3 protein-coding genes and 1 pseudogene are annotated in these 5,573 nt (G+C 73.9%); 2 read left to right on the top strand and 2 right to left on the bottom strand.

Annotation, left to right across the window (positions count from 1 at the left end; translation table 11 throughout):
* Together ADY59_RS46270 and scpA are read left to right on the top strand one after the other, a co-directional pair.
* Positions 1-478: pseudogene (locus ADY59_RS46270) on the top strand (methylmalonyl-CoA mutase); the annotation flags it as partial.
* Positions 475-2,616 carry a methylmalonyl-CoA mutase gene (gene scpA, locus ADY59_RS46265; RefSeq protein ID WP_049577411.1) on the top strand — a complete coding sequence of 714 codons (2,142 nt, stop codon included), beginning with the start codon at positions 475-477 and terminating at the stop codon, positions 2,614-2,616. The pseudogene ADY59_RS46270 and the gene scpA, both read left to right, overlap by 4 nt.
* Here the strand turns inward: scpA and ADY59_RS53635 are convergent.
* Complete coding sequence (locus ADY59_RS53635; protein ID WP_053175821.1) at positions 2,607-4,163, bottom strand: serine/threonine-protein kinase; 1,557 nt, start codon at positions 4,161-4,163, stop codon at positions 2,607-2,609. The genes scpA and ADY59_RS53635 overlap by 10 nt on opposite strands.
* Positions 4,163-5,573 (bottom strand): serine/threonine-protein kinase (locus ADY59_RS52135; protein WP_053175818.1); only part of this gene is annotated, 1,411 nt, incomplete at its 5' end. The genes ADY59_RS53635 and ADY59_RS52135, both read right to left, overlap by 1 nt.

Genomic DNA, 5,573 nt, shown 5'->3' with positions numbered 1-5,573 from the left:
CCCCCCAGAGACGGCCACCCCCGGCACCCACGCCGGGGAGGTGGGCTTGCCCCGTATCCGGTACGCCGCGGAGTTCGAGGCGCTGCGTGACCTGGCCGACGCCGAGCCGGAGCGGGTCAAGGTGTTCCTGGCCACGATCGGCCCCGCCGCCGCGCACACCGCCCGGGCGGCGTTCGCGGCGAACCTGTTCCAGGCCGGCGGGCTGGCCGTCGAGACGGCGGGCCCCGGCGCCGACCCGGAGCAGATCGCCACCGCGTTCGCCGTCAGCGGCGCCGCCGTCGCCTGCCTGTGCTCCACCGACAAGCTGTACGCCGAGCACGCCGAGGCGGTGGCCGCCGCGCTGAGACGGGCCGGCGCCCGGCGGGTGTGGCTGGCCGGCAAGGGCCGCTACGCGGGCGTCGACGCCTGCCTGTACGCCGGCTGCGACGCCCTCGACGTGCTCCGTACGACCTTCCGCGACCTGGAGGTGACCGCATGATCCCCGACTTCACCGGCCTCCCCCTGGACGGCGCCCCACCGGCGGCGAGCACCGGCCGGGGCCCGGCGTGGGAGACCCCCGAGGGCATCGCGGTCAAACCGCTCTACACCGAGCGCGACCTGGACGGCCTGGACTTCCTGTCCACCTATCCGGGCGCCGCGCCCTACCTGCGGGGCCCGTACCCGACCATGTACGTCAACCAGCCGTGGACCGTCCGCCAGTACGCGGGCTTCTCCACGGCCGAAGACTCCAACGCCTTCTACCGCCGCAACCTCGCCGCCGGGCAGAAGGGCCTGTCGGTGGCGTTCGACCTGGCCACGCACCGCGGCTACGACTCCGACCACCCCCGGGTGGCGGGCGACGTGGGCATGGCCGGGGTGGCGATCGACTCCATCTACGACATGCGCCGGCTCTTCGACGGCATCCCGCTGGACCGCATGTCGGTGTCGATGACGATGAACGGGGCGGTGCTGCCGATCCTGGCCCTCTACATCGTCGCGGCCGAGGAGCAGGGGGTGGCCCCCGAGCAGCTCGCCGGGACCATCCAGAACGACATTCTCAAAGAATTCATGGTACGGAACACGTACATCTATCCGCCGGCCCCGTCGATGCGCATAATCTCGGATATTTTCGCATATACCAGCGAAAAGATGCCGAAATTCAACTCCATCAGCATTTCTGGTTACCACATCCAGGAAGCCGGGGCGACGTGCGATCTCGAACTCGCCTACACGCTCGCCGACGGGGTCGAATACCTGCGGGCCGGAATCGCGGCCGGGATGGACGTGGACCGGTTCGCGCCGCGCCTGTCGTTCTTCTGGTGCATCGGCATGAACTTCTTCATGGAGGTCGCCAAGCTGCGAGCCGCGCGGCTGCTCTGGGCCAACCTCGTGTCCGGATTTAATGCGAAAAATCCGAAATCGCTGAGCCTGCGGACCCACTCCCAGACCTCCGGCTGGTCCCTCACCGCCCAGGACGTCTACAACAACGTGGCCCGCACCTGCGTCGAGGCCATGGCCGCCACCCAGGGCCACACCCAGTCGCTGCACACCAACGCCCTCGACGAGGCCCTGGCGCTGCCCACCGACTTCTCCGCGCGCATCGCCCGCAACACCCAGCTCCTGCTCCAGCAGGAGTCCGGCACCACCCAGGTGATCGACCCCTGGGGCGGCTCCTACTACGTCGAACGCCTCACCCACGACCTGGCCGAACGCGCCTCCGCTCACATCCACGAGGTCGAGGCGGCCGGCGGCATGGCCAAGGCCATCGAGGCGGGGCTGCCCAAGCTGCGCATCGAGGAGGCGGCCGCCCGCACCCAGGCCCGCATCGACTCCGGCCGCCAGCCGGTCATCGGCGTCAACAAGTACCGGGCCGCCGCCGACGAGCCCATCGACGTCCTCAAGGTCGACAACAGCGCCGTGCGCGCCCAGCAGCTCGCCAAGCTCGCCGCGCTGCGCGCCGAACGCGACGAGGACGCCGTCGGCCGCGCGCTCGACGCGCTGACCAAGGCCGCCGAGCACCCCGCCCCCGGCCTGGACGGCAACCTGCTCAAGCTGTCCGTCGACGCCGCCCGCGCCAAGGCCACGGTGGGCGAGATCTCCGCCGCGCTGGAGCGGGTGTTCGGGCGGCACGCCGAGCAGGTCCGTACGATTTCCGGCGTGTACCGCGACGAGGCAGGACCGGCGGCCGACATCGAACGAGCCCGGCAGGCGTGCGCCGACTTCGCGCGCGCCGAGGGCCGCCGCCCGCGCATCCTGGTGGCCAAGATGGGGCAGGACGGCCACGACCGGGGCCAGAAGGTGATCGCCACCGCGTTCGCCGACCTGGGCTTCGACGTGGACGTCGGCCCGCTGTTCCAGACGCCGGAGGAGGTGGCCAGGCAGGCGGTCGAGGCCGACGTGCACGTCGTCGGCGTCTCCACGCTCGCCGCCGGGCACCTCACGCTGGTGCCCGCCCTCCGGCAGGCGCTCGCCGACCTGGACGCCGGCGACATCATGATCGTCGTGGGCGGGGTGATCCCGCCGGGCGACTTCGGCGAGCTCCGCGCCGCCGGCGCCTCGGCGATCTTCCCGCCCGGCACCGTGATCGCCGAAGCGGCCCTCGGCCTCCTCGACGAGCTGCGGGAGCGTCAGAAGTAGTCCTCGCACATGGTGAACGAGACCCGGCGCTCCACGCGCTGGGGCGTCTCGAACCTGAGGACGACGGTGTTGCGGCCGGGGCCGTCCAGATGGCTGCCCTGCATCATGCGTTCCTCCCGGGAGAGGTACGTGGTGCTGCGGCCCTGGTCGACGCCGTTGACGATCCAGCGGTAGGTGGCCTTGGCGCCCTCGGTGCCGCGGATCATCGCGTACACCTCGTTGCCGCGCGGGTAGCAGCCGCTCGGCTTCTCCGGCCGGTGGATGATCAGCTTCAGGGAGGTGATCGAGCCGCCGGTGGCCTCGGCGGGCTCGGTGGCCCTGGGCTTCGAGGTGGTCCGGGTCTCGGCCGGCTCGGGCGGCGCCGTCTTCGTGGCGTCAGTTTTGGGCGACTTCGTCGCGGTGGCGCCTGGCCCGGGGGTGCGCCGCTTGCGAGCGCGGCTCGGCGACGGCGACGACGCCGGCTGCCCGGCGCCGGTCGCGGGCGCGCTCGCCGCGAGCGTGCCGGTGCCCGTGCCCGTGCCGGTGCCCGTACCGGTGCCCGGGGTGCCGCCCATCAGGTCCGGCAGCCAGAACACCGCCGAGGCCAGCACCACCGCCGACAGCCCGGCGGCCCCGCCTGCCACCAGCGGGTTCCGCCTCCTGCGCCGGCGCCGCCCCAGCGTGGCCTCCGCGGCCCGGCCCCGGGTGTCCCCGGCAGGCCCTCGCCCGCCCATCGGCGGATGCCCCGGAGCTCCCGGCGGACGGGCGGGCGGGCCGGGGACGGGCGGCATGGGGCGGCCGCCGATGAGGTGGAGGAGGACGTCCTGCATCGCGGGCCGCGCCGACGGATCCTTGACCAGGCAGGCGCGCACGACGGAACACAGCGGCTCCGGGACGTCCCCCAGCCACGGCTCGTCGTACAGGATGCGCCGGATCACCGCCGGCAGCGAGTCGTTCCCGAACGGCGGCGTCCCCGTCGCCGCGAACACCATCACCGACGCCCACGCGAACACGTCGACCGGGGGCCCGAGCGCGGCCCCGCCGAGCTGCTCGGGCGCCATGTAGGACGGCGTGCCGACGATGCTGCTGGTCACCGTGACCGACGAGTCGGCGGCCCGCGCGATCCCGAAGTCGATCACCCTCGGCCCGTCGCGCCCCAGCAGCACGTTGGCGGGCTTGAAGTCGCGGTGCACCACGCCCGCCCGGTGGATCGCCGCCAGCGCCGTGGCCGTCGCCACCGCCAGCCGCTGCAGGTCCGCGCCCGCGTGCCGGCCCGCCTCCGACAGCGGCGGCCCCGCCACGTACTCGGTCACGATGTACGGCCGCCCGCCCAGCGAGGCGTCGAGCACCTGGGCGATGCAGAACGGCTCCACCCGCCGCGCGGCCGCGATCTCCTTGGCGAACCTGCCGTCCCCGGCCAGCCCGTCCTGCAGCACCTTGACCGCCACCGGCGTCCCGTCGGGCGCCTGCCCCAGGTAGACGACCCCCTGGCCGCCCTCGCCCAGCCGCCCCGTCAGCCGGTACGGGCCGATCGCCGCGGGATCGTCGGGCAGCAGCGGCCGTGCCATCAGTACGACTCTTCCTGGCACATCTCGAACGTGACGGACTTCTGCGCGGACACGGGCGAGGTGATGCGGAAGGTCGCGGTGTGCGAGCCGCCGCCGCCCTCCATCTCGCGGGGCGCGTTGACCTGTTCGGTGTCGTTGACGATGTTGGCCGAGCCGCTGCCGACGTTCCTGCCGTCGAAGTACCAGGTGTAGCGGAACGGGATGACGTCGCTGCCGGACCGCTCGACCCTGGCCTGCAGCGCCACGCTGCCACCGGCGTAGCAGCCTGGGTCGACGTGCCAGCTCCCGACCGTCCGTACGAACAGCAGCCGCACGCCGCCGGCCCGCTGCCGGGTGGCGGTCGGGCGCGCCGTCGTGGGGCGGCCGGTGGTGGGGGTGGTGCTCGCCGGGTCGGTGACCGGCCGGGACGTCCGGGTGGCCCGGGAGGCGCGGGTCCGCTTGGGCCGGGACGTGCGCGACGGCTCCGCCGTGGCGGACGGCGTCGTGACGGCGGCCAGGTTCTGCGACCTGGGCGTGGGCGTCGAGGGCGTCAGCCACACGATCGCCCCCGCCAGCGCCAGCACGATCACCCCGGACACCCCGGCGATGGCCACCTTCTTGCCGGTGTGCCGCCTCCCGGGGCGGGTCTCCATCCCGGGAGCGCCCGGGGCCCCGGGGTAGGGGGCAGCCGGCGCGTACTCCCCGGCCGGGGGGTGCGCGCCGGGACCGCCGAGCAGGCGGAGGAGGACGTCCTGCATGGCCGGGCGGCGGGCCGGGTCCTTGGCCAGGCAGGCGAGGACGACCTCCCGCAACGCCGGCGGCAGGTCGCCGACGCGGGGCTCGTTGTGCAGGATGCGGTTGATCACCGCGGGCAGCGAGTCGTCGCCGAACGGCGGCACCCCCGAGCCCGCGAACACGATCACCGACGCCCACGCGAACACGTCCGCCGCCGGCCCCACCTCCTGCCCCGCGAGCTGCTCGGGCGCCATGTAGGCGGGCGTGCCGACGATGCTGCTGGTGGCCGTGAGGCCGGAGTCGAGCGCCCGGGCGATGCCGAAGTCGATGACCCGCGGCCCGCCGGGCCCGAGCAGCACGTTGGCCGGCTTGAAGTCGCGGTGCACGACGCCCGCCTGGTGGATGGCCGCCAGCGCGGTCGCCGTCGCGACCGCCAGCCGCTGCAGCTCCGCCCCGGCGTGCCGGCCGGCCTGCTGCAGCGACGGCCCGTCCACGTACTCGGTGACGATGTACGGCCTGCCGCCGGAGGAGGCGTCGAGCACCTGGGCGATGCAGAACGGCTCCACGCGGCGCGCCGCGGCGATCTCGCGGGCGAAGCGGTCGTCCGCGACGCCGTCGCGGAGCACCTTGACCGCGACGGGGGCGCCGTCGCGCGACCGGCCGAGGTAGACGACTCCCTGGCCGCCCGCCCCCAGC

It is taken from the genome of Nonomuraea sp. SBT364 (genome assembly GCF_001083785.1).
Lineage (GTDB): Bacteria > Actinomycetota > Actinomycetes > Streptosporangiales > Streptosporangiaceae > Nonomuraea.
This window is presented reverse-complemented; position numbering and strand designations above follow the sequence as displayed.

Bases quoted from the DNA above. Each gene is read 5' to 3' on its own strand.
- scpA (WP_049577411.1), top strand. From the start codon at position 475: ATGATCCCCGACTTCACCGGCCTCCCCCTGGACGGCGCCCCACCGGCG.
- ADY59_RS53635 (WP_053175821.1), bottom strand. From the start codon at position 4,163: ATGGCACGGCCGCTGCTGCCCGACGATCCCGCGGCGATCGGCCCGTAC.